The sequence below is a fragment of the Vibrio sp. 10N.261.51.A4 genome (assembly GCF_041471945.1).
Classification (GTDB): domain Bacteria; phylum Pseudomonadota; class Gammaproteobacteria; order Enterobacterales; family Vibrionaceae; genus Vibrio; species Vibrio crassostreae_C.
On sequence record NZ_JBFRPJ010000037.1, the window covers coordinates 1 to 21,721 of the forward strand.

Below are 21,721 nucleotides of genomic sequence, written 5' to 3' on the forward strand. Positions count from 1 at the left end.
AAAGATCAACACGCCCTAGTTAATTATCGGTTTGCCATTAATATAATTAACCCCTAATAATTGATAAACTCACCTTTTGTTTATTGTTTATCAACCAAGAGTGTTCAATGGATAAGTTAACCAGCATGAAAGTCTTCGTCTATGTGGTGGAACAAGGTAGCTTTCGCAGCGCCGCAAACCACTTCAACCTGTCGGCGACCATGATAAGCAAACATGTCCATTCCTTAGAAGCCAGTTTGAACTCTCAGCTGATCCACCGCACCACGCGTAAGCAATCGTTAACCGATTCAGGACAGCTTTACTATCGTGAGTGTAAGCGAATTCTCGAAGACATCAGCAATGCAGAGAACCTGATTCAAACCTTAGAAAATCAACCGCAAGGCACGGTAAAAATTAACTGCCCAGTTACCTATGGAAACAAGGTGCTCGCCCCTATCGTGGCCAAATTTCTCGCACATCACCCAACCATCAACGTTGAGCTGATGTTGAATAATGACCTTGTCGACCCTTATTCATCCGACATTGACCTGATTGTGCGAATTGGCGACCTGTCCGATTCAAGCTTGGTCGCAAGGTATTTAGGGGATTATGAGATGTGTTATTGCGCGGCGCCCGAATACCTTAACCAACATGCTCAGATCAGAGTATTAGAAGACTTGGCACAACACCCATCGCTTGGATTCAGTTACAGCAGCCAAGCTCCTCACGCCACACCGAATAAAGAACGTGTGCGCTTGATGTCGAATAATGGTGATGTGTTGCGGTATGCCGCCCTGCAGGGTGTGGGCGTGTTGTTGCAACCGACTATCTTAGTCGCAGAAGAGATTGATCGTGGAGCGCTGTTGGAAATCCTACCCGGCATGGCGCCGTTACCAAAGCCGATTCACTTGCTCTACAAAACCAAGCAACTGTCGTTGAAGAACAGAACCTTTGTCGAGTTCTTGTTAGCTGCGTTTGCTGAGTAACTAAGCGCTTTCTAAACAACAAAGACCGCTAGACTGTTTGCCATTGGCTCATCAAGCGCTTGCCAAGATCAGAGGGCGTGGTGTTATGGACGATCATCTCATCACATTGGTTGAACACCATGAAGTGTTTTAGTTCATCGCATAAAGCATGAACCAACGACTCATGGTTTTTAATTCGCTCTTCCACAACCAAGTTACGGATATTGAGCAAACCACTCTTCCTGTCGACCTTGCAATCCATTCGTGCCACCAGCTCACCTTGCCACAGAATCGGTAAGCTAAAATAACCAAACTGACGCTTGGCCTCTGGAACATAGCATTCTAGGAGGTAATCAAAGTTGAACAATGATTGCATTCGCTTTCGTTGAATCAGCAGGTTATCAAACGGAGACAGTATCTTAAGCTTGGTTCTGGAAAGAGGTTGATTCAGCAATTCAAAAGCACCTGGCAGGACATAGTAATCAGAGCCTTGAATATCTACTTTCAGAACCTGCTTATCTTCAAGCATCTGTTGGAGTGCTCTCTGAATCAAAGGCTTTGTGTTCTTGAGTAGGTAGCTCATTTCCGACGCTATTCCAACTCCGTTAGCCTCTAAATAACGTGTTATCAGATGCTCGATGTACTCTTGTTCTGTCGGCTCAGAGGTATCAATTCCGCTCGGTAAAACTCGCTCGGTTAGGTCATACACCTTATGAAAGTTAACTCGGCTTGGCACCATTAAGTCGCCTTGCATGAACAATGTTTCTAATGCTTGCTTGGCCGGTTTACCGCCCCAACCGCCGGGGTTTGGCCTATCCCCTTCAAAATCTTTCGCCATCAACGGCCCTTCATTCTCAATACGTTTGAGAACATGAGCCATCAGTGCGTCATTCTTTTTATACCAATGCTTGAGCTTACCGCTCGCAAAGCCATTCTTGCGGTGTAGGCTGAATCGGAAGTCACGCATGGGTAAATACGCGGCGGCATGCGACCAATACTCAAATACTTCTCGACGCTCTAACAGCTTATCAAGATGGTTCAGTTGGTAGTCTTGATTTCGATTCCACAACGTATGATGGTGGGCTCGCTGAATCACAGAGATGGTATCAATTTGCACATAGCCAAGGTTTTCAATCGCAGACAACGTGTTCGCCAAAGCGCCCCCATTGCGTTGCTTTTTAGGTGGCAACTTCTTAGGCGGCAGCTTTTGCGAAAGCAATACCAGTTTTTGCGCTTGAGCGAGTGACAGTGATTCCATGAAATTCAGACTCTAATTGATAGCAATGATCCGTTTATGATTCAGCAATAAGCTCTTGAAGAATCTGCTTGTAGGTTTCTACCGTCTGCGCGCCCGTTACTGCACTCTTACGGTTGAACACCACAGTAGGAACCGCAGAGATCCCCATGCGTTGCCATTCAAACTCTTGCGCTTCAATTTGCTTCAAGTTGTCGGTGTTCTTTAGGCGCTTCAGTGCCTTCGTTGAGTCTAAGCCAACCGCTTCAAGCTCTTGTGCAATGACTTCAAGATCGGACAGGTCTTTTTGCTCTGTGAAGTGAGCAGCAAAGAAGCGTAGCTTTAACTCAGTCTGTTTGCCGTGCGCTAGTGCAAAATCGAGAAGTACATGTAGATGACGTGAATTGACCATTCTCATACTGTCATAGAAATTGAAATCGAACCCAACCGCTTGGCCACGAGCAGCCAGTTGCTCACGCGAACTTTGACTCTCTTCTGCGCTAGAACCGTATTTTCTCATTATATGGTCACGCAGGTTTTCACCTTCTTGCGGCATATCAGGGTTAAGCTCAAACGGCTGCCATTCAAGTTCAATTTGCTCTGCTAAGCCAAGCTCAGCAATAGCTTGCTCTAAGTTTTTGTAACCGACCACGCACCACGGGCACATTACGTCAGAAATAATATCGAGTTGAAGTTTCTTGCTCATCGTCATTCCAAATGATCATTGATAAGGCATGTCCGCTGTATAAGCAGGCATCCAATTTATCTTCAGACTACAACAACCTGAACAATCGTTCAAATTTAACTAACTGGATCTGTAGCCAACAAAAAAGCCAACTCATGTTCACGAGTTGGCTTTCATAAAAATCTGTTGGAGCTTAAGAGCGTTACGCTAGCAGCTTCTTAAGCACTTGGAATACACCTGCATCAACGTTACTTGGCGCGCCAAAACGCGCGATCTCTTTTAACTTTGGATGTGCATTTTCCATCGCGTAAGAGTGGTAGCTCTCTTTAAGCATTTCCAAGTCATTCAGGTAGTCACCAAAACTCATGGTCTGCTCGTAAGTGAAACCTAATGTGTTCTGTAGATGTTTAATCGCCGCGCCTTTTGACGCTTCAGCGTTCATCACATCCAACCAAATTTTCGCACTGACAACCACTTGGTAGTTCTCACCAAACTTGGCATCAATAGTTGGGTTCACTTTCTCTTGTGAACCGTCGAAGTGACAGATAGCCACCTTGATGAAATCGTCTTCTACCGCCAGTAAATCTTCTACTTTCTCACGGCGATGGTAGTACTTAGAGATCTCCGCTAGAGCACGCTCATCTTTGGTTTCGATGTATGCAGACTTCTTACCACATAGCACCACATGCGCGCCTTCAATAGCTCGAGCTTCTTTAATGATCTCTTTGATGGCATCAGTATCAAGTAAGCAGCTGTAAAGCTCTTGGCCTTTATGCATCACCAATGTGCCGTTTTCAGCAACGAACATCATGCGATCTTTTAGCGGGGCAAAGGTTTCCATCAAGCTGTAGTACTGACGACCCGATGCCGCAGCAAAAATAATGTCTTGAGCTTCTAAGCGCTCGTAAAGGTTGAAAAATTCTGGGTCTAACTTTCCGTGTTCATTAAGCAGAGTGCCGTCCATATCAGCAGCGATAAATTTGATGTTCTGTTGTGGCATTTCAGGGCTTACCTATTAGTAAAAATTAAAGTGCAAATTATGATTTTTCGTTATCTTGTGTAACGGTTCTAGGTTCGATTATATCGCTAGAGTCGCTGGTGAATACAATGCTTATTTTACCGCCTGTCAGTCACTGTTTCACATCTTTCCAAGGCAAACGCTAACAGAAGCGCATTCCAGTTTGAAGGGTTAAGTCCTACATACAAGATGTGCGTTAGGTCACACTCCACTATATTCTTTCCTGTCTCTCCATCACTTTATTCCGACCACAGTCATTATGATTTTAGCTATTATTACGACCTTGCTTTGCATCGTTACCGTCAAGTTTCTAATCACACTTGCGAACTTAGAGCGCCATCGTATTCACATTGAACCTAAAATATCGTTCAAAAGAACTGAGTGGCCGACTGTTTCCGTCATTATTCCTGCGCGAAATGAAGAAGACAATATTGAAATCAGCCTTGGCTCTCTATTGAAGCAGAGCTACCCAAAAGACAAGTTTGAAGTCATTGTTGTTGATGACTTTTCTACTGACTCAACCCGTGCAAAAATAGAAGCATTGATCAGTAAGTTCGACGTTAACGCGCGCTGTATTTCAGGTAGAACGTTACCGACCGGATGGCTTGGTAAGAGCAATGCATGTATGGCTGGCGCACTCAACGCGAGCGGTGAATATGTGTATTTCATTGATGCAGATACCGATTCAGCACCCGCGATGCTACAGAGCGTTATCGACTTTGCTATCCAACAAAAAACTGATCTCTTATCGTTTAATCCAAAACAAACTTTTGCGTCTGTGGCAGAAAAAGCGACCTTGCCGGGCATCTTTCTATCGATCGCATCTTATATGAACTTTAAAAACTCGAACGACATGACTAAGGAAGAAGCGATTGCTAACGGTCAGGCGATGTTGTTTACCCGAAAATCCTACGACGCAGTCGGTGGACACGCCGCAGTAGCAAACGCGATATCGGAAGACATCGCCTTTGCAAAAGTCATGAAGGTCAATGGATTTAAGATTTTCTGGGCATTTGCAGACAAACTAATGAGTACGCACATGTATTCAGACTTCAACTCAATCTGGGCTGGCTTTTCCAAAAACATGAATCTTATTGTGAATTGTCAATCGCAAGCACAAGCTTTAAAAGTCTTCATCAAAGCCAACATCATCGCATGGGCGGGACCGCTTTTGATGCTGGTATCGGCGAACGCCTTCATCAGTGACATGTCTGCCATTCATGCTTATTCGCTCATTGTCAGCTCTGTGATGCTCTTGGTGTCGATCGTCACCTACTTCATTTTGGTTAAGGAACTGTTTGTTCCCGCAAAATTTGCGTTAACCGTACCCTTCGGTATTTGTGTTCAAAGCCTACTCGTGCTGAACAGTTACCGCTTATCTAAAACCAATAAAATCAGCTGGAAAGGGCGCTCATTAACATGATGAATAAGATTATTACTTTGCTTCTTCTTGCTTGTTCAGTTTCGGTGTTTGCATCAGACACCGATGGCTGGTCACTGGCACGCGATAAAAAAGGCATCGAGGTTTATAACCGTAAAATTGAAGGCAGTCACTTTAAAGAATTTCGAGCAGAAGGCGACATCAACGCGTCCCTCACTTCTATTATCGCACTCTTTATCGATATCTCTGTTGGCACGCAATGGGTAGAAAACATCGATGACATGGAAGAAATAGAGCATTTTAGTGCGGCGCACACGATCACCAAAACCTATACCAAGGCACCTTGGCCAGTTGCCGATCGTGAAGCTATCGTAGAGAACGTCATCACTCAAGATCCAGAGACGATGGTTGTCACCATTGATCAGCATGGTAGGCCTGATTACCTGCCAAACAATAATAAAAAAATCATCAGAGTGGCTGAATTAGAGGCGAGTTGGATCCTGACACCAATCGACGAAAACACCACCCATATCTCTTATCGAGTATTGAGTGATCCAGGTGGCGATATTCCGTATTGGCTCATTAACATGGTGGCCGTTTCTCAGCCTTACAACACGCTTCGCGGGTTATCTAAGATGTTGGATTCTGGTGAGTACACCGATCGTCGCCTTGATTTCATCGAGAACTACACGTCACTTTAACAATGCAATGAATACTCTAGAGGTCTATATTGTGAAATTTCCATTCTCTCCAATCGCAGCGATATTGCTTGTAGCATCAAGTTCAGTATTTGCTAATCAAATCATTGTCGATACTAAAGGTGTTGATGAAACACAGTATCACGCCGATCTGTATGAATGTGAGCAATACGCTCAACAAGTGAAGCCTGAAGAGGTCGATTCTCTTGGCAGCGATATTGTCGGTTCAACCGCTAAGGGTGCAGCGCTGGGTGCGGTTGGTGGAGCCGTCTCTGGCGGGAGTGGTCATGATGGTGCGAAAATTGGTGCTGGCATCGGTATTATCAGCGGCGCTTTAAAGCACGGTGCTCAAAAAAGACAATCCGCCGAGCTATCTGAGCAGCAGAAGTTTCAAGTGAATCGTAACTGTATGATCAACCGAGGCTATACCGTTCTTAACTAGCGGATAACCGAGCAAAATGGCGTTTAATCGATGTTCACGCCATTTTGCGTAGCTGAGTCAAAGCAGAGTTCAACCATAGTCCCTGAATCGCCACCTTAAAGTTCGTTCAAATAGACAGTGAGCATTGACCCCTATTTAAAATAGGCTTATCATTAATCGTCTTTTAACGATTAATGAAAGTGAGACGTCAATATGAACTCAACTTGCTCGACATCTGGTGGCTGTTCTCTGCCCATCGAACACGGTGATGCTAAAGCAGAAAAGCAAATGGCCGCACTGGCGAAAGCACTCGCTCACCCAGCAAGAATACGTATATTGAGTATCCTTTCCACGTTAGAAAAATCGGGCGGCTGCTTGAACAGTGATCTGGTGAGTGAATTGGGTTTAGCTCAATCAACGGTATCAGAGCACTTAAGAATATTGAAAGCCTCAGGTTTTATTACGGCTGAGTCGATTCCGCCGAAGATGTGTTACCGCATCGACCGCGACAATATTCAACGCTTCGAATCGATATTTAACAGCATTTTAAAATAGAAGTTCACGCTTGAATGATCGGCTTTGATAGCCTTTACTTTTAAGCGTGTTTTTTTGCCACAACCAATCGTTTTTCGACGATTTACGATATCAACTAAGAGAGATTATCATGAAACCAAAGTTAGGTTTTCTAGATCGCTACTTAACACTGTGGATTTTTATTGCCATGGGCCTTGGTGTACTACTCGGCACCCTATTCCCACAGATCGAACAGTGGAACGATTCAATGTCTGTTGGCACCACTAACATTCCGCTTGCGGTTGGCCTTATCTTAATGATGTACCCACCTCTGGCTAAGGTTAACTACAACCTGCTAGGCACTGTGGTAAAAGATAAGAAAGCCATTAAGCTCTCTTTGATCATGAACTGGATCGTTGGTCCAATTCTGATGTTTGTATTGGCACTAACTTTCTTGGGAGACCACCCAGGTTACATGGTTGGGGTGATTCTGATTGGTCTTGCTCGTTGTGTGGCGATGGTTCTGGTTTGGAACGACATCGGCGGCGGTAACAAAGAGTACGGCGCGGCATTGGTTGCTCTAAACAGTGCATTCCAAGTGGTGAGCTACAGCTTTATGGCGTGGTTGTTCATCAGCGTTCTTCCACCAGTATTTGGTTACGAAGGCATGTTGGTTGATATCTCGATGATCGACATTGCACACAGTGTACTTATCTACCTAGGTATCCCATTCCTAGCGGGCTTCCTAAGCCGTAAGATCCTTGTGTCGATGAAAGGCGAGCAGTGGTACAACGACGTATTTATTCCACGCATCTCTCCAATCACACTGATTGCACTACTGGCGACTATCGTTCTGATGTTCAGCCTGAAAGGTGAAATGATTGTTGAACTGCCAATGGACGTTCTATTAATTGCGGTTCCACTGACTATCTACTTCACTGCGATGTTCTTCATCAGTTTCTTCATCGGTAAAAAGATGGGCATCGAGTACGACAAGAACGCATCAATTGCATTTACAGCAACAGGTAACAACTTCGAGCTAGCGATTGCCGTGGCTATCTCAGTATTCGGTATCAACTCAGACCAAGCGTTTGCAGGCGTTATCGGTCCACTGATTGAAGTCCCTGTGCTGATTTACCTTGTGAACGTGGCGCTTAAGATGAAAGACAAGTACTACAACGGTCAGACGGTTAAACCTAGCGTATAGCATCTACGTCTACACCTAGAACTAGAACTAACAAAAAGCAGCATCACTTTGAACAGAAAGGCTCACACGTTAAACGGTGAGCCTTTTCTTTATTCAGTTTCGTCTAATAGGCCTTTCAATGCTTGTTCAAGCCAAAGTAATGTAGGACCTTTTGAGCGTGTTTTAGACAGAACAAGATCAACCGGAGGCGACCAAGTTTTATGGTCAAATGACACATTCACCTCTACCAAGCGCTGTTTAATAAGCTCTTCTTCAACAAGGTGTTTCGGTAAGTATGCCCAACCGATATCGCTACCAAGAATCATCTCTTTAATGACGATAAAGCTGTTTGACCACCATACCTTTCCGGCAATCAGCGGAAACTGATCCATCACCTTGCCTTTGTCTCCCCTCAACATTAACTGACGATGCGGGAGTAAGTCAGTGAGTTTCGCCACACCTGTTTTTGCGAGCGCATGACTTGGATGACACACAGCAATAAACGGTAAGTGACCGATAAAGCAAGGCTCAGAACCGACATCAAAAGCCAAGTTAGTAAACATTAATCCAATGTCGGCCCTCTCTTCGATAATTAACGGATTGACCTCTGTCGTGGTACACGCAACCAGTTCCACTTCAGTCGCAGGGAATTGTTGACTGAACTGACTAAAGATCTTAGATAGATTCGGGACCAATAGTGAATCATCTAATGCAATTTTGATGAGCCCCTCTTCACCACTGCCCATCGCACTAACCGTCACATTCAGATCTTCAACCTGAAGCACGATCGCTTTCACCTGTTTAAATAACTGCTCGCCCGCTTTGGTTAGTGAAGGCTTTCGAGTCGAACGATCAAAAAGCTCAACATTAAAATCTATTTCAAGATTACTGATGCCTTGGCTCACCGCCGACTGCACCTTCCCCAAATGACGAGCACTGGCAGAAAATGACCCTAATTCAACGGCATACACAAACATTTTCAGTTGTTCAATGTTGTACATTCGGTGTCTCCCAAAACTTACTATCACTATATGTGATGCTAACTATCTTTATATTATCACTTAAGTAGATATTATTTAGCCAAGTCATTAGCCCATCGGCGGCTATTTAATCGTAAAGAGAGTTAGAAAAATGTCACATAAAGAACGCATGTTGCACATGGTGCTATTTGAATTGGTTGCTTTGGTTTTGATGGCAGGGCTTGCAACCTATATTACAGGAAACGGCGCAGGTGAAATGGCAGGCTTAGCGCTCGCAATATCATTGATAGCGATGGCTTGGAACTACGTTTACAACTATGGCTACGACAAAATTTACGGAGCAGACCGAAGCAAAAGAACCACGAAAACACGTATCCTGCACGGATTAGGTTTTGAGCTTGGCTTAATGACAGTGACTCTACCTGTCTTGATGTGGGCTCTACAACTCGACTTCCTAACCGTACTGATCATGGACATCGGCCTAGTTATTTTCTTCGTACTTTACGCGATTGCGTTCAACTGGGCGTATGACTCGGTTCGATATCAATTGGTTGCGAAAGGAAAAGTGGCAGCTCTGGTTTAGAGCGGTAAGTTTGTCTCGTATAACAAGAACATACACCCAAATGAAAACTGCCAAACTACAACATAGTTGGCAGTTTATTCATTTATGCATATAAGCTCATTTGTTAACGCCCTTGTTACATAGCAAAAACATCACACAGCCCTCCCTAATTAAGTCTAATAATCCGCCACTCACGAAGTAGTATCACAAATCCAAACATAAACTCCTCGTACCAGTTGCGCATTCATTTACATATAGGTAGTTTGAGCGGCTTCGCAACCTATCAATTCGAGCAATGACATTCATGCGAGCATCTTTTCCGAGCAAAAGTGTTCGGATTAACATTTCAAGTGACTTTAATTAACAATTTTATGCTCAAACGCTCACTTTTAATGTTCGTTTATTTTCGAGTTCGCAAATATATGCACAATACACGTGCTAGATAAGCAAAACTAAAAAGGACTCGAACATGACAACAAACAAACACCCTTCTTTATTTGGGCAATGCTTGGCTGAATTTATCGGTACAGGATTACTCATATTCTTTGGCGTTGGCTGTGTGGCCGCTCTGGTATTAACTGGTGCGACATTCGGACAATGGGAAATCAGCATCATCTGGGGCTTCGGTGTTGCGATTGCAATTTACTGTACTGCCGGCGTTTCAGGCGCACACATCAACCCAGCCGTAACGATTGCACTGGCCATGTTCCATGGCTTCGATAAAGCAAAAGTGCTGCCTTACATCATTTCGCAACTGCTTGGTGCTTTCTGCTCTGCAGCATTGGTTTACAGCCTGTACAGCAACCTATTTACTGACTACGAAATCGCACATAACTTCGTTCGTAGCAGCCAAGACGCACTATCAACTGCTGGTATCTTCTCGACTTACCCACATGCTTCACTTTCTTTCTTCGGCGCTTTTGCTGTGGAATTCGTGATTACTGCAGTGTTGATGTTTGCCATTTTAGCGTTAGGTGATGAGAACAACGGCGCATCTCGCGGTGCAATGAACCCTCTACTGATCGGTATTCTTATCGCGGTTATCGGTGGTTCTTTAGGTCCACTGACTGGCTTTGCAATGAACCCTGCTCGTGACTTCGGACCAAAACTGTTCGCTTACTTTGCAGGTTGGGATTTCGCACTAAGCGGTGCTCGTGATATTCCTTACTTCATCGTTCCAATTCTTGCTCCAATTGCTGGTGCGTGTTTTGGTGGTTGGTTGTACCCACGTGTTATCGGTGCTTACCTACCAGTAGAAGGCCAAGGCTGCACAATTCCAAACCAATGTGAAACAGAAGAAGAAGCTGAACAAGCTCAAGCTTAATTCCTAAGCGACCCTACATTTACTAAAATATAAATAACAAAAGAAAAAGGATTCTTACCATGACCGAGCAAAAATACATTGTTGCCCTAGACCAAGGCACCACAAGTTCTCGCGCTGTAATCCTCGACCACGATGCAAACATCGTAAGCTCTTCTCAACGCGAATTTACTCAGATTTATCCTAAAGCCGGTTGGGTTGAGCATGATCCAATGGAAATCTGGGCAACTCAAAGCTCTACATTGGTTGAAGCGCTTGCTAAAGCAGGCATCCGCAGCGATGAGCTAGCGGGCATTGGTATCACTAACCAACGTGAAACCACCATTGTTTGGAACAAAGAAACGGGTAAGCCGGTTTATAACGCAATCGTATGGCAGTGTCGCCGTACAGCAGACATCTGTGAAGACCTAAAAGCACGTGGCCTAGAAGACTACGTACGTGACAATACTGGCTTAGTCCTTGACCCGTATTTCTCAGGTACCAAAGTAAAATGGATTCTAGACAACGTTGAAGGCGCTCGCGAAGACGCTGAAACTGGCAAACTACTGTTCGGTACGGTTGATACTTGGTTGGTTTGGAAGATGACTCAAGGACGTGTTCACGTTACGGATTACACTAACGCGTCACGTACTATGTTGTTCAACATCAACGACCTATGCTGGGATCAAAAGCTACTTGATGAAATGGGTATCCCGTCATCAATGATGCCAGAAGTGAAGTGTTCTTCTGAGGTTTACGGTCAAACGAACCTTGGTGGTAAAGGCGGTACTCGTATTCCAATCGCGGGTATTGCGGGTGACCAACAAGCTGCACTTTACGGTCAAATGTGTGTAGAAGCAGGCCAAGCTAAGAACACTTATGGTACTGGTTGTTTCCTTCTAATGAACACAGGCCAAGAGAAAGTCACATCGAAAAACGGCCTTCTAACCACACTGGCATGTGGCCCTAAAGGCGAACCTGCATACGCACTGGAAGGTGCAGTATTCATGGGTGGCGCATCTATCCAATGGCTACGTGATGAAATGAAACTACTGGCTGGCGCAGAAGACTCTGAGTACTTCGCAACCAAAGTAGATTCTTCAAACGGCGTTTACGTAGTCCCTGCATTTACTGGTTTAGGCGCACCATACTGGGATGCTTACGCTCGCGGTACGATTGTTGGCCTGACTCGTGGTGTTAACTCTAACCACATCATCCGTGCAACCTTGGAAGGTATTGCTTACCAAACGCGTGACGTACTAGACGCGATGCAAGCGGACTCTGGCATCAAGCTAGCAAACCTACGTGTTGATGGCGGCGCAGTAGCGAACAACTTCCTAATGCAATTCCAATCAGACGTGCTAGATACAGAAGTTCACCGTCCTGAAGTAACTGAAGTTACCGCTCTGGGAGCAGCATACCTTGCTGGTCTAGCAGTTGGTTTCTGGGACAGCATCGATGAGCTTCAAGACAAAGCAGTACTAGACCGTACGTTCTTGCCACACCACGATGAAGAGAAGCGTAACCGCCGTTACAAAGGTTGGAAGCGTGCTATCAAATGTGCACAAGTTTGGTCTGAGCTGCACGATGACGACGAAGAGTAAAATCGAGCGTTCGAATAATCACTCTCTTATAGATTGAATTGTTCGTTCCTCAGTAAACGAAACTAAAAAGAGCACTATTTTGTGCTCTTTTTTGCGTTTGGAGCCAATTTTTCATGTTTTGATCAACGTTTTTGCGGTTTGGGCATAATTCCTTACCATCATTACTTCTCTCTCCTCATCAATTCGAGCACAATAGCGCGAGTTAATATTTTCGATTGTGACGCGCTAGAACCCATAGCGTGCAGGGAGTGGTAAGTTAAGTGAAGCAGATACCAAGACACCAGCAGATTGTAGACCTGGTAAAAACACAAGGATATGTGAGCACCGAAGAGCTCGTTGAAAAGTTCGATGTCAGCCCACAAACCATCAGACGAGACCTCAATGAACTTGCCGATAGCAACAAAATTCGTCGCTATCATGGTGGTGCAACCATTCCTTTAAGCTCGGAAAACACCTCTTATAACACGCGTAAAGCGCTTAACTTCAACGAAAAAGACGTGATCGCCGACGAACTGGTTAAGCACATCCCAGATGGTGCAACCCTGTTCGTTGATATCGGCACCACGCCAGAATCAGTGGCACGTGCACTCAATAAAAATCACAAACAGCTAAGAGTCGTCACCAACAACATTAACGTTGCCAGCATCCTTCTTCCGAACCCAGAGATCAAGGTTATCTTGGCAGGTGGCGAAGTGAGAAACCGTGATGGCGGTATCGTGGGTGAAGCAACACTCGATTTCGTGAAGCAGTTCCGCCTCGATTTCGGCATTCTAGGGATCAGCGGCATCGACTTTGACGGCTCACTGCTTGATTTTGACTACCATGAAGTTCGAGTGAAGCAAGCTATCATCGAAAACAGCCGCAGCATCTTCCTGGCAGTCGACCACAGTAAGTTTGGTCGCAACGCAATGGTTAAGCTGGGTAACATCTCTCAAGCACACATGGTCTTTACCAATAAACAGCCACCAGAAGAGATCCTGAACATCCTCAAGGATTCATCGATCCCATTGGAAGTGATCGAGACCGCGTCTCAACCACTAGCGTCGGACGAATAAAAAAACGCTCAGAAATCATGTTCATTAAAAGAGCCCATTATTGATAGATCACTTTATCGATAATGGGCTTTTTTGTTACTTGGAAAGTCGCACTTGAACATGATTAATATCACTTCTATGCTCGAATGAGAGTTATTTGGAACCTTCGCTGTCATAAGCGAAGGTTTTTTTATGCGCAAATCACATAAAACGCGCATAAACGAAAATAATAAATGACCGCAAACGAAAGTTAATATACGATTCAATTATGTTCTAAAATGCTCGTTCGCTCAGAAAGAGGTCAAAACCATGAGTGCTCAACAAACTAATTCAAACAATAGTACATCTTCAACTCTAGACTTAATCGTTATTGGCGGCGGCATCAATGGTGCGGGTATCGCGGCAGACGCTGCTGGTCGTGGTCTAAACGTTGGCTTATACGAAGCAAATGATTTCGCATCTGCAACGTCTTCTGCCAGCTCAAAGCTTATCCACGGTGGCCTACGCTACCTTGAACATTACGAATTTCGTTTGGTTTCGGAAGCACTCGCTGAGCGTGAAGTGTTGCTGAGAAAAGCACCTCACGTTGCACAACCAATGCGTTTCCGTTTACCGCACCGACCATTTTTACGCCCGGCTTGGATGATCCGCTGTGGCCTATTCCTTTACGATAACTTAGGTAAACGTACGACGCTTCCTGGAAGTAAAACGGTGAACTTGGCTCAATCAGGTTTGCTTAAACCAGAAATGAAAACAGGTTTCGAATACTCAGACTGCTGGGTAGATGATGCGCGTATGGTATTGCTGAACGTGTTGGCGGCGAAAGAAAACAACGCAGAAGTACGCAACTACTGCCGAGTTGAAAAAGCGCACCGCGAAGGCGACATTTGGCACGTAACGATTCTTGATGTGATGACAAACCAACGTTTTGAGCGCAAAGCAAAAGCATTGGTCAACGCTGCTGGCCCTTGGGTGAAACAGTTCTTTGATGATGGTTTAGAACAAACCTCACCACGTAATATTCGCCTAATCAAAGGCTCGCACATTGTTGTGCCACGCATTCACGACGAACCACAAGCGTATATTCTGCAAAACAAAGACAATCGTATTGTATTCATGATCCCTTACCTAGATAAGTTCTCGATCATCGGCACTACCGACCTTGAATACAAAGGCGACCCTCGTAACGTCGCAATTGATGATGTTGAAGTGGATTACTTGATTGATATCGTTAACCAGCACTTTGTTAAACAGCTTGGCCGTGAAGACGTGGTTTGGACATACAGTGGCGTAAGACCACTTTGTGACGACGAATCAGATTCACCACAAGCGATCACTCGAGACTACACATTGGAATTGGACGCAGAGCTTGATCAAGCACCACTGCTTTCGATCTTCGGTGGCAAGTTGACCACTTATCGTAAGCTCGGCGAAGCGGCACTTAATAAGCTTGAGCCACACCTAACCAACATGGGCGCACCATGGACAGCGAACGACACGCTTCCAGGCGGTAACTTTAGTTGCAGCAGAGAGCAGCTTGCGAAGATGATCCACACGAAATACCCTTGGGCATCTGAAGCGTTATTACTTCGCTACGTGACTCAATTTGGTACTTACACATGGAAACTATTGGAAGGCGCAAATAGCGAAGCTGACCTTGGCATCCAGTTCTCAAGCGAAGCCCATGGCGTTTATCAAGTTGAAATCGATTACTTGATTAATGAAGAGATGGCGATGACTGACGAAGACATCTTGTGGCGCAGAACCAAACTTGGCTTATACATGAGCGAATCCGAGCAGCAAGCGGTGACGGATTACCTGAAAGAGAAACTACAAAGCAAGGTAGTGAGCTTTTCTCAAGTAGGCTAACCCCACCAGCCTAAGCATGGTTCAAGAACATACTTAACAACGAAGCTTAGCGTCCCCCGCGCTAAGCTTTTTTATTGCCTGCTATTCCGACCTAAGAACTCGATTGATCGTCTCCTTCGCACGGACTGAGGCTTTGTTCACTCCCCCATTTTCAACAAAAACTAAATAGTGTTTTATTAATCCGGTTGATTATCAACTTCATAAAAGGTTGCTATTCTTTACCTCAATGAAACGACACATTTAAAAACGCTCACCATGTCAGCGCTTTAATAAGGAATCTATTCCATGCAAAAAGTTATTCTGATCACAGGCTCTACCGATGGTATCGGCTTCGAAACGGCAAAAGTACTTGTTCAACAAGGTCACCACGTTTTATTGCATGGACGTAACCCAAGCAAACTTAAAGACGTTGAGCAGCAACTTATCGCTCTCTCTACGGAAGCGAAGATCCAAAGCTACGTGGCCGATCTGTCCATTCTGGCAGATGTTGATGCGCTGGCTGACGAGGCGATTGCCGAGCACGATAAGATTGATGTACTGATTAACAACGCAGGTGTGTTCAACACTCCGAACCCAATCACTAAAGACAGTTTAGATGTTCGTTTTGTTGTGAATACTATTTCACCATACCACCTGACTAAACGTCTGCTACCTGTACTCGATGCATCTAGCCGAGTAGTGAACCTATCTTCAGCGGCGCAAGAGCAGTGAACATCGAAGCGCTAGAAGGTAAAAAACCGCTTTCTGATGGCGACGCTTACGCACAAAGCAAGCTTGCGATCACCATGTGGACTCGCGAGATGGCAAAAGAGTTAGGTTCTACAGGGCCAATGGTGGTTGCGGTCAACCCAGCTTCGTTACTAGGCAGCAAGATGGTGAAAGACGCTTACGGCATTGCAGGCGGCGACCTAAGCATCGGTTCTGATATTCTAGTTTGCGCATCATTGTCTGATGAGTTCGCACAAGCGGGCGGTCAATACTTTGATAACGACAACAACACGTTTGCGAACCCGCACCCAGATGCGATATACGGTGATAAGTCACAGCAAGTTGTCGCTAAAATTGAAGAGATCATCAAAGCAACACTTTCTTAATTGCGACGACTCATGCTGAGTTGATTTGCAAATCTCAATAAAAAAGCCCTGATTTTCTAATCAATTAAGTTAGAAACACAGGGCTTTTTCGTACAACGTTTGTCTCTACGTTTGTTCCCAATACGGCGGGTTGCCATAATATTCAGAGAAGTAGTCAATGAAGGCTCTCACCTTTGGCGCAAGTAACCTTGTGCTTGGGTACACCGCCCAAATCGCAGGCTCAGAGGTTAATGGGTAATCTTCTAATATTTGAATCAGTTGACCGCTTTTCAGTTGCTCATACGCACACCAATTCGACGTCACCGTGATACCCATTCCACCAGAGGCTGCGTCACGCAGTGCTTCTCCGTTATCTGCCCTGAACGATCCCAATGCTTTAATCGTCTTAGGCCCACTTTCAGTATTGAAGGTCCAGTTTTCTAAACCAATTAGGCTAATACACTGATGATCGTTAAGATCTTGAGGTGTGGCTGGCTTACCGTATTTGATTAAGTAATCAGGCGATGCACACACAATGCGTTTGTCTGTCGCTAATTTTCGGGCGATCAGTGTCGAGTCTTTCAGCTCCGAGATACGAATTGCGATATCAAAGCCACCCTCAACAACATCCACCATCGAATCAGATAACCTGAGATCGACTTTTAACCCAGGGTAGCGCTCTAAGAATCCAGGCAAAGCAGGCACAAGATGCAAACGTCCAAAAGACGCAGATGCGGTAACTCGCAGCGTTCCGGTTGGAGAATCACAACCCACACCGACCGCCGATTTGGCTGCATCGACGCTCGATAACACTTCTTCAGCATGAGGTAAGAATGCTTCCCCCTCTTCGGTTAAAGAGACCTTACGAGTGGTTCTATGCACCAAGCGAACGCCTAAATTGTCTTCCAGTTTACTGATGTGCGAGCTTGCAACAGCAGGAGACAAACCAAGCTCTTGCCCAGCCATGCTGATGTTATGTGTGGAAGCTAAACGAACAAACAATTTGAGGTGTTCAATATTCATGAGATTACCAATAAAATCTTAAAAATCGTGTGCCAGTAACCCTCATTATGCGTCATTCACATAACAATACAACGTATTAACTCAGTTGAATTGTGAGGATGCTATTGAGCCAAAACGAAAAAAACTCCCGAAGGAGTTTTTTGTCTAAGTCTGCAATTCGCCATTTAGCTAGTCAGTAAAATTACCCGCTCACTAGCCAGTTAAACGTGCATGCAGTGCATCTTTCAGTACAGAACGATCATGTTTCAGTTGGTGCATCGAGCCGTCATCAATGGGTGAATCTTTCAGCTCAAGCTTACGAATCTCTTTATCAAGGTTGTCGTACGTCTTCATGTCTGCTGCAAAGCCATCGTCAGTTTTAACAAGCTCAGCAATTTTATCTTTCATTTCAGGAAATTCGTGAACAAGAGAATGATTTTCACCTAGCATAGAAACCTCTTAAGTTGATTAAAGTGATTGGTATTACACATTCATTATTAACCTTAGCAAGGGACTCAAATGACAAATGAGATCCAGTACACAGCATAGAATATAGACAATTCAGATTCACAAATTTACAACATCCCCCTACAAAATCGAGGGTGTTAAATTGAATTGTCTCAGTAACGATATAGGCTCACGAGAATCATGAATTCTCGTAAGCACTACTTTTATCTTGTTGGATTTGAATCCAGCGAACAGGTCTCAGTTTTGAGTGAGACCTTTCAGCTATCAGTTACCTACCAGGCAAAAGTTTGAATCACGCTATCCTTCGCCATTGGATTAGATGTGATCGCATGATTCACCTTGGCTAAGAACTGCTCTCTTGAATCAAGTAGGAAACCTTTCTGAGTCACGATGTTATTGCCATGGTCACCCCAATAGAAAGTGTCGATGTTTAGATTCTCAAGCAGATACTTTTCTTCTTCTAAGATCTGAAGTTGCGTCGGCATAACGAACTTACCGTCTTTTACTTCTTGTTCCATCACGGTTCCTGGTTGGATGGCTAACGCCATTGGTGCTATCTGCTCAGGCTTCATGATATTCAGTAATCTTGTGGTTTCGACAATATGTTCACGTGATCGATCGCGACCACCAAGGCCGAAGATAAACGAAAGTAAGGTTTCAATGCCGGCTTCTTTGGCTAATGCCATGCCTTCGAGCGCTTGTTCTGGTGTCATACGCTTTTTGATGTTGTCGAGTACAACCGCATCGCCTGACTCCAACCCCGCATAAGCCATAGTGAGACCGGCACTTTTAAGCTCTTTAAGTTCGCTCAAGCTTTTACGACGGAAATCGTTCAAACCACTATAGAGCGATACTTTTCTGCTTTCTGGAAAGGTATGACGAAGCTTATCCAAAATCTTAAGGAGATAATCCGTGCGGGCGGCCATCACGTTGCCATCGATAAGGAAAATTGATTCAACATAAGGATAAATCAGGCGAGCTTCTTCGATATCTTTAAACACATCCTCAATATCACAAACCTTGAATCGTTTATCGCTGAACATATTACAGAACGTGCACGTGTTGATACTGCAACCTAAAGTGGTTTGAATCAGAATGCTCTTCGCCTCTGTCCATGGACGATATACTTTTCCCTCATATTTCATATTGGTTTCTCCGGTCTATAAGCACGAGAGCGTGCTTTAATAAAACAGAGTTTATCAACACCAGTATTCATTGATAATTCGCGATATAGTCGAATCATTTTTTAGATTTTGTATAAAATAAAAGCCTTGTGACAACACAAGGCTTTGTAGGGGTAACTCTCTACCGGAGCAGCTGAAAATGTGTTTCCACAAAAGAAGATTAGCTGCTGCACCCTTGGGTATGAACTCGATTCATGTCGTCACCGACTTGTGCTTCTTGAGACCCCGTCGATTGGCATCCTGCCACGAATAACAGCGTTACAGATAAGATAAGCCATTTCATAATAAATCCTCTTTCGGTCATGACTAAAGCATAGTGCTTAAAAGCGCGGATACCTCAGTCATTAACTAAAACCTTACCTACCGATAAGGCCTTGGTTAATGAACAAAGCATCGCTTCTTTAACTAACGACCTGCTTTTGTACAAAAAACTTTCACTTCAACGAATGAAAATCGTACAAGAGCGAAAATAGGACAGCTATGGAACTAAGAATAAGAACTAGAAGTTAGTCACTCGTCGCCAAACGTACAGCCGCTTCTGCATGAATGGCTGTGGTATCAAACAAGGGAACATCAGTGTGTTGCTGCTGAATCAGGAGGGCGATTTCAGTACAGCCCAGAATAACGGCTTCTGCACCTTGTTGGCCTAGCTTCTCAATGATTTGACGGTATACATCTCGAGATTCTTCTTTTACTTGGCCTCGACACAGCTCTTGATAAATGATGTTGTGGACTTTCTCTCGGTCACTCTCATCAGGAATCACCACATCGATACCGAATTTGTTAGTCAGGCGCCCTTTATAGAAATCTTGTTCCATCGTGAAAGCGGTGCCGAGTAACCCGACTTTCTTTACGCCCTGTTCTAGCAGCTTTTGCGCGGTAGTATCAGCGATATGTAAGATAGGAGCCGTGATCTTCTGTTCGATTTCAGGCACGACTTTATGCATGGTATTGGTACAAATTAAGATGAAGTCTGCGCCACCTTTCTCAACAGATAATGCCGCGTCAGCTAAAATATCGGCAGTCTCAGCCCAACGGCCTTGGTGTTGTAACTTTTCAATCTCATCGAAGTTCACGCTATACATACAAATCTTTGCAGAGTTCAACCCTCCCAGCGTCGCTTTAACACCTTCGTTAATGGATTTGTAATAGCTCATGGTCGATTCCCAACTCATACCACCAAGCAAACCGATCGTTTTCATTTTTTATTCCTTTAATTTCTGACTATCCCGATTAAAGCGTCATGCGTTAAAAATTTATAGTACGATCTTGCTGAAAATGAGACGAAGTCTTCGCTATTTAGCAAAAGGCTCGAATGAACCATCCGAGCCTTTGCTGTTTTGTCCGAATGTTTGTGTGGGTTAATACACCTCACACCAATCGGATTTCATGTCGATTAACGTCCAATCATCTCTGGAGTTCGCTTCGTCGAGTGCTTTATCAAGCTTACCCACATGGGACTCACGATCATACTTCCACTCGCGCTCGGCATCGGTGTGATGAACAATCATCGCCATTGAGTTTGGTTGACTGGTTGCCCACTGCATCATCGCTTGATCGCCGTCTGAGTTACCTACTGTTAGAATCGGCTTCTTACCGATAATATGCTGAATATTGCTGACCTTTCCGGCTTTGTCATCAATGGTCAAAATGGACGAATCTTTGGTAACGGTCGGATTACCGTCGTTGTAGCTGTAGTTGTATTTAAGTGCGCTACCGATGATCTGTTCTGACGGGATATTGTAAGCATCAGGAGCCCACACTCTCATGAAGTCAACACCGCCACCCGACACGATGTAAGTCTTGAAGTCATGCTCTTGAAGGTAAGTCAGCATCTCTTTCATTGGCTGGTAAGTCAGATCGGTATAGGCTTTGTTGAAGCGTTCGTCTTTCGCTGCAGCTAGCCATTGCTTAACATCTTTTTGGTATTGTTCGACTGTCATACCAGAGTGTGTCGCCATGATAATTTTCAATAAACCTTCTTCGCCGCTCCCTAGAACACTCTTGATGTCACCTTCAAGCACGAACTTAAACGGTGCTTCCGTTTTCCATTCAGGGTGTTCAAGCGCCATCTCTTTGATTCGATCTAACGCGAAAGCCAATTGGAAATAGTATGGCTTTTCAGACCAAAGCGTGCCGTCGTTATCAAATACAGCAATACGATCTTGGATCGCAACGAAGGTATCAGATTCAGCTTGGGTGGCTTGCCCAACAAAGTCGACGATAGCGGATTTGCTCTCGCTGTCCTTCCAAGAAGGCAGCAAGTTGGGATCACAATCTTTAGCAAAAGATGAGAAAGAGAGACTGGATAAGATCGCGACAGATAAGAGGGTTATTTTCTTCATAGCAACTACCATGTTGTTGAATTAATTGTAGGATTTAATTCAATTCATCCTAGTTGGTCTACTCTGATTTGCCACTTATGAACACTATAACCAATGCTCATGTTGGTATTAGATTAGTACCACAGCTAAGCTGGCTGAGGGTGCTCTGCGATGTATTTATCGAGAACTTAAAAGGAGACAAACAAAAAAGCAGAACTTCAATTCCTCAAAGTTCTGCTTT

At 44.5% G+C, this 21,721-nt stretch carries 21 protein-coding genes and 1 pseudogene; 12 read left to right on the plus strand and 10 right to left on the minus strand.

Annotated elements, in window-relative coordinates; translation table 11 throughout:
- Positions 1 to 107 precede the first annotated feature (107 nt).
- A complete protein-coding gene (locus AB4384_RS09540) occupies positions 108 to 965 on the plus strand; it encodes a LysR substrate-binding domain-containing protein (RefSeq protein ID WP_372129369.1) in 858 nt (285 codons plus the stop codon).
- A gap of 28 nt (positions 966 to 993) precedes the next feature.
- On the opposite strand, the gene AB4384_RS09545 is transcribed toward AB4384_RS09540, so the two are convergent.
- The 3 genes from AB4384_RS09545 to AB4384_RS09555 form a co-directional block, all read right to left on the minus strand.
- Positions 994 to 2,202, minus strand: a complete 1,209-nt coding sequence (locus tag AB4384_RS09545) for a winged helix-turn-helix domain-containing protein (protein ID WP_372125810.1) — start codon at positions 2,200 to 2,202, stop codon at positions 994 to 996.
- 34 nt (positions 2,203 to 2,236) lie between these two features.
- A complete protein-coding gene (locus AB4384_RS09550; protein WP_372129371.1) occupies positions 2,237 to 2,884 on the minus strand; it encodes a DsbA family oxidoreductase in 648 nt (215 codons plus the stop codon).
- 181 nt (positions 2,885 to 3,065) lie between these two features.
- Positions 3,066 to 3,863, minus strand: coding sequence for a Cof-type HAD-IIB family hydrolase (locus AB4384_RS09555; RefSeq protein WP_017078543.1), 798 nt, complete (start codon positions 3,861 to 3,863; stop codon positions 3,066 to 3,068).
- A 277-nt stretch (positions 3,864 to 4,140) separates the two neighbouring features.
- On the opposite strand from AB4384_RS09555, the gene AB4384_RS09560 reads away from it, so the two are divergent.
- The 5 genes from AB4384_RS09560 to arsB all read left to right on the plus strand — a co-directional run bounded on the left by AB4384_RS09560 (position 4,141) and on the right by arsB (position 8,101).
- The gene (locus AB4384_RS09560) at positions 4,141 to 5,304 is read left to right on the plus strand and encodes a glycosyltransferase family 2 protein (RefSeq protein ID WP_372129372.1); all 1,164 of its coding nucleotides are present in this window, start codon (positions 4,141 to 4,143) and stop codon (positions 5,302 to 5,304) included.
- Positions 5,301 to 5,963 carry an START domain-containing protein gene (locus AB4384_RS09565; RefSeq protein WP_372129374.1) on the plus strand — a complete coding sequence of 221 codons (663 nt, stop codon included), beginning with the start codon at positions 5,301 to 5,303 and terminating at the stop codon, positions 5,961 to 5,963. Before AB4384_RS09560 ends, AB4384_RS09565 begins: the two co-directional genes overlap by 4 nt.
- A 31-nt stretch (positions 5,964 to 5,994) precedes the next feature.
- On the plus strand, positions 5,995 to 6,402 hold the full coding sequence (locus AB4384_RS09570; RefSeq protein WP_029235181.1) for a glycine zipper family protein: 408 nt from the start codon (positions 5,995 to 5,997) through the stop codon (positions 6,400 to 6,402).
- Between the two features lie 192 nt (positions 6,403 to 6,594).
- Positions 6,595 to 6,936, plus strand: coding sequence for a helix-turn-helix transcriptional regulator (locus tag AB4384_RS09575; RefSeq protein WP_017064015.1), 342 nt, complete (start codon positions 6,595 to 6,597; stop codon positions 6,934 to 6,936).
- Between the two features lie 109 nt (positions 6,937 to 7,045).
- Entirely contained in the window at positions 7,046 to 8,101 is a 1,056-nt protein-coding gene (arsB, locus tag AB4384_RS09580; RefSeq protein WP_102320692.1) for an ACR3 family arsenite efflux transporter, read from the plus strand.
- Positions 8,102 to 8,190: 89 nt separating this feature from the next.
- On the opposite strand, the gene AB4384_RS09585 is transcribed toward arsB, so the two are convergent.
- A complete protein-coding gene (locus AB4384_RS09585) occupies positions 8,191 to 9,081 on the minus strand; it encodes a LysR family transcriptional regulator (RefSeq protein ID WP_372129375.1) in 891 nt (296 codons plus the stop codon).
- Positions 9,082 to 9,211: 130 nt separating this feature from the next.
- On the opposite strand from AB4384_RS09585, the gene AB4384_RS09590 reads away from it, so the two are divergent.
- From AB4384_RS09590 to AB4384_RS09615, 6 genes and pseudogenes are all read left to right on the plus strand, one after another.
- On the plus strand, positions 9,212 to 9,643 hold the full coding sequence (locus AB4384_RS09590) for a PACE efflux transporter (RefSeq protein ID WP_372129376.1): 432 nt from the start codon (positions 9,212 to 9,214) through the stop codon (positions 9,641 to 9,643).
- 448 nt (positions 9,644 to 10,091) lie between these two features.
- Positions 10,092 to 10,946: an MIP/aquaporin family protein gene (locus AB4384_RS09595; protein ID WP_050646013.1), complete on the plus strand. Its 855-nt coding sequence runs from the start codon at positions 10,092 to 10,094 to the stop codon at positions 10,944 to 10,946.
- A 59-nt stretch (positions 10,947 to 11,005) separates the two neighbouring features.
- A complete protein-coding gene (gene glpK, locus AB4384_RS09600; RefSeq protein ID WP_372129379.1) occupies positions 11,006 to 12,526 on the plus strand; it encodes a glycerol kinase GlpK in 1,521 nt (506 codons plus the stop codon).
- Positions 12,527 to 12,786: 260 nt separating this feature from the next.
- Positions 12,787 to 13,581: a DeoR/GlpR family transcriptional regulator gene (locus AB4384_RS09605; RefSeq protein WP_004740378.1), complete on the plus strand. Its 795-nt coding sequence runs from the start codon at positions 12,787 to 12,789 to the stop codon at positions 13,579 to 13,581.
- Between the two features lie 288 nt (positions 13,582 to 13,869).
- Positions 13,870 to 15,429, plus strand: a complete 1,560-nt coding sequence (gene glpD / locus AB4384_RS09610; RefSeq protein WP_372129381.1) for a glycerol-3-phosphate dehydrogenase — start codon at positions 13,870 to 13,872, stop codon at positions 15,427 to 15,429.
- 285 nt (positions 15,430 to 15,714) lie between these two features.
- Positions 15,715 to 16,523, plus strand: a pseudogene (locus AB4384_RS09615) (SDR family NAD(P)-dependent oxidoreductase).
- Positions 16,524 to 16,628: 105 nt separating this feature from the next.
- Here the strand turns inward: AB4384_RS09615 and AB4384_RS09620 are convergent.
- The 6 genes from AB4384_RS09620 to AB4384_RS09645 all read right to left on the minus strand — a co-directional run bounded on the left by AB4384_RS09620 (position 16,629) and on the right by AB4384_RS09645 (position 21,501).
- Complete coding sequence (locus AB4384_RS09620; RefSeq protein ID WP_102394238.1) at positions 16,629 to 17,525, minus strand: LysR family transcriptional regulator; 897 nt, start codon at positions 17,523 to 17,525, stop codon at positions 16,629 to 16,631.
- 192 nt (positions 17,526 to 17,717) lie between these two features.
- Complete coding sequence (locus AB4384_RS09625; RefSeq protein WP_017067743.1) at positions 17,718 to 17,954, minus strand: YdcH family protein; 237 nt, start codon at positions 17,952 to 17,954, stop codon at positions 17,718 to 17,720.
- A gap of 290 nt (positions 17,955 to 18,244) precedes the next feature.
- Entirely contained in the window at positions 18,245 to 19,117 is an 873-nt protein-coding gene (locus AB4384_RS09630) for a radical SAM protein (RefSeq protein ID WP_372129382.1), read from the minus strand.
- 199 nt (positions 19,118 to 19,316) lie between these two features.
- On the minus strand, positions 19,317 to 19,439 hold the full coding sequence (locus AB4384_RS09635; protein ID WP_258182976.1) for a hypothetical protein: 123 nt from the start codon (positions 19,437 to 19,439) through the stop codon (positions 19,317 to 19,319).
- Between the two features lie 223 nt (positions 19,440 to 19,662).
- Complete coding sequence (locus tag AB4384_RS09640; protein WP_108209326.1) at positions 19,663 to 20,358, minus strand: aspartate/glutamate racemase family protein; 696 nt, start codon at positions 20,356 to 20,358, stop codon at positions 19,663 to 19,665.
- A gap of 159 nt (positions 20,359 to 20,517) precedes the next feature.
- Positions 20,518 to 21,501, minus strand: coding sequence for an HAD family hydrolase (locus AB4384_RS09645; RefSeq protein ID WP_372129384.1), 984 nt, complete (start codon positions 21,499 to 21,501; stop codon positions 20,518 to 20,520).
- Between the last annotated feature and the right edge of the window lie 220 nt (positions 21,502 to 21,721).

Bases quoted from the DNA above. Each gene is read 5' to 3' on its own strand.
- AB4384_RS09540 (WP_372129369.1), top strand. From the start codon at position 108: ATGGATAAGTTAACCAGCATGAAAGTCTTCGTCTATGTGGTGGAACAA.
- AB4384_RS09545 (WP_372125810.1), bottom strand. From the start codon at position 2,202: ATGGAATCACTGTCACTCGCTCAAGCGCAAAAACTGGTATTGCTTTCG.
- AB4384_RS09550 (WP_372129371.1), bottom strand. From the start codon at position 2,884: ATGAGCAAGAAACTTCAACTCGATATTATTTCTGACGTAATGTGCCCG.
- AB4384_RS09555 (WP_017078543.1), bottom strand. From the start codon at position 3,863: ATGCCACAACAGAACATCAAATTTATCGCTGCTGATATGGACGGCACT.
- AB4384_RS09560 (WP_372129372.1), top strand. From the start codon at position 4,141: ATGATTTTAGCTATTATTACGACCTTGCTTTGCATCGTTACCGTCAAG.
- AB4384_RS09565 (WP_372129374.1), top strand. From the start codon at position 5,301: ATGATGAATAAGATTATTACTTTGCTTCTTCTTGCTTGTTCAGTTTCG.
- AB4384_RS09575 (WP_017064015.1), top strand. From the start codon at position 6,595: ATGAACTCAACTTGCTCGACATCTGGTGGCTGTTCTCTGCCCATCGAA.
- arsB (WP_102320692.1), top strand. From the start codon at position 7,046: ATGAAACCAAAGTTAGGTTTTCTAGATCGCTACTTAACACTGTGGATT.
- AB4384_RS09585 (WP_372129375.1), bottom strand. From the start codon at position 9,081: ATGTACAACATTGAACAACTGAAAATGTTTGTGTATGCCGTTGAATTA.
- AB4384_RS09590 (WP_372129376.1), top strand. From the start codon at position 9,212: ATGTCACATAAAGAACGCATGTTGCACATGGTGCTATTTGAATTGGTT.
- AB4384_RS09595 (WP_050646013.1), top strand. From the start codon at position 10,092: ATGACAACAAACAAACACCCTTCTTTATTTGGGCAATGCTTGGCTGAA.
- glpK (WP_372129379.1), top strand. From the start codon at position 11,006: ATGACCGAGCAAAAATACATTGTTGCCCTAGACCAAGGCACCACAAGT.
- glpD (WP_372129381.1), top strand. From the start codon at position 13,870: ATGAGTGCTCAACAAACTAATTCAAACAATAGTACATCTTCAACTCTA.
- AB4384_RS09620 (WP_102394238.1), bottom strand. From the start codon at position 17,525: ATGAATATTGAACACCTCAAATTGTTTGTTCGTTTAGCTTCCACACAT.
- AB4384_RS09625 (WP_017067743.1), bottom strand. From the start codon at position 17,954: ATGCTAGGTGAAAATCATTCTCTTGTTCACGAATTTCCTGAAATGAAA.
- AB4384_RS09630 (WP_372129382.1), bottom strand. From the start codon at position 19,117: ATGAAATATGAGGGAAAAGTATATCGTCCATGGACAGAGGCGAAGAGC.
- AB4384_RS09635 (WP_258182976.1), bottom strand. From the start codon at position 19,439: ATGAAATGGCTTATCTTATCTGTAACGCTGTTATTCGTGGCAGGATGC.
- AB4384_RS09640 (WP_108209326.1), bottom strand. From the start codon at position 20,358: ATGAAAACGATCGGTTTGCTTGGTGGTATGAGTTGGGAATCGACCATG.
- AB4384_RS09645 (WP_372129384.1), bottom strand. From the start codon at position 21,501: ATGAAGAAAATAACCCTCTTATCTGTCGCGATCTTATCCAGTCTCTCT.